The 905-nt window shown below is 43.9% G+C and carries 3 tRNA genes and 2 rRNA genes; all 5 read right to left on the bottom strand.

The features are described from left to right. A 23S ribosomal RNA gene (locus tag FKN08_RS23600) occupies positions 1 to 105 on the bottom strand; the annotation flags it as partial. 323 nt (positions 106 to 428) lie between these two features. Continuing rightward, positions 429 to 504, bottom strand: a tRNA-Val gene (locus tag FKN08_RS23605). A 30-nt stretch (positions 505 to 534) separates the two neighbouring features. Beyond that, a tRNA-Lys gene (locus FKN08_RS23610) sits at positions 535 to 610 on the bottom strand. Positions 611 to 612: 2 nt separating this feature from the next. Then, positions 613 to 688, bottom strand: a tRNA-Glu gene (locus FKN08_RS23615). A 90-nt stretch (positions 689 to 778) separates the two neighbouring features. Then, a 16S ribosomal RNA gene (locus FKN08_RS23620) occupies positions 779 to 905 on the bottom strand; the annotation flags it as partial.

A 905-nucleotide genomic window follows, 5' to 3' on the forward strand; every position in this document is an offset into this window, starting at 1 on the left:
ACTCAAGTGGTTTTTACTACCTAATCTGGGCTTATCGCAAGTTAATACGTCCTTCATCGCCTCTGACTGCCAAGGCATCCACCGTGTACGCTTAGTCACTTAACCATACAACCCGAAGGAGTTTCGAGTTGATAATCAAATCACCAAAGTTGTCTCTCATTATTTGAATGAGCGAGAGACATATCGATTTTGCCGGACTCAAATTCCAAGAACACTTGAATGTGTTTTTAGTTGTATTCATAAATGAATACTTTGAGAACTTTACAAACAACAATAAATTGTTGTTTTGTCAGCTTTCCAAATTGTTAAAGAGCTATGTTTCTTCACAAGGAAGTTACATTTTCTAAAGACTTTCAGAGTCAAAAATGCCAACCAGTATCAATTGCTTGTTCTGGTTTGGACGTTTTATTCCAAAAATACTTAGAGAATGGTGGGCGATACCGGGCTCGAACCAGTGACCCCCTGCTTGTAAGGCAGGTGCTCTCCCAACTGAGCTAATCGCCCACATAAGTTTTAATTCTTCGTGGAGAAGAATGGTGGGTCGTGCAGGATTCGAACCTGCGACCAATTGATTAAAAGTCAACTGCTCTACCAACTGAGCTAACGACCCAATGGTATCCCGTAGGGGAGTCGAACCCCTGTTACCGCCGTGAAAGGGCGGTGTCCTAGGCCTCTAGACGAACGGGACACTAAGTTGAACATCTTGGGGGATGTTCTATCTCTTAAACTTCATAAACCGTATCAATCTGTGTGAACACTCATCGCAATAATCATCGTATAAGGAGGTGATCCAGCGCCAGGTTCCCCTAGCGCTACCTTGTTACGACTTCACCCCAGTCATGAACCACAAAGTGGTAAGCGTCCCCCCGAAGGTTAAACTACCTACTTCTTTTGCAGCCCACTCC

Origin of the sequence: Vibrio sp. 1-2 (7-a) (assembly GCF_013048515.1) — a bacterium.
In the GTDB taxonomy this organism is placed as follows: Bacteria; Pseudomonadota; Gammaproteobacteria; order Enterobacterales; family Vibrionaceae; genus Vibrio; species Vibrio diabolicus.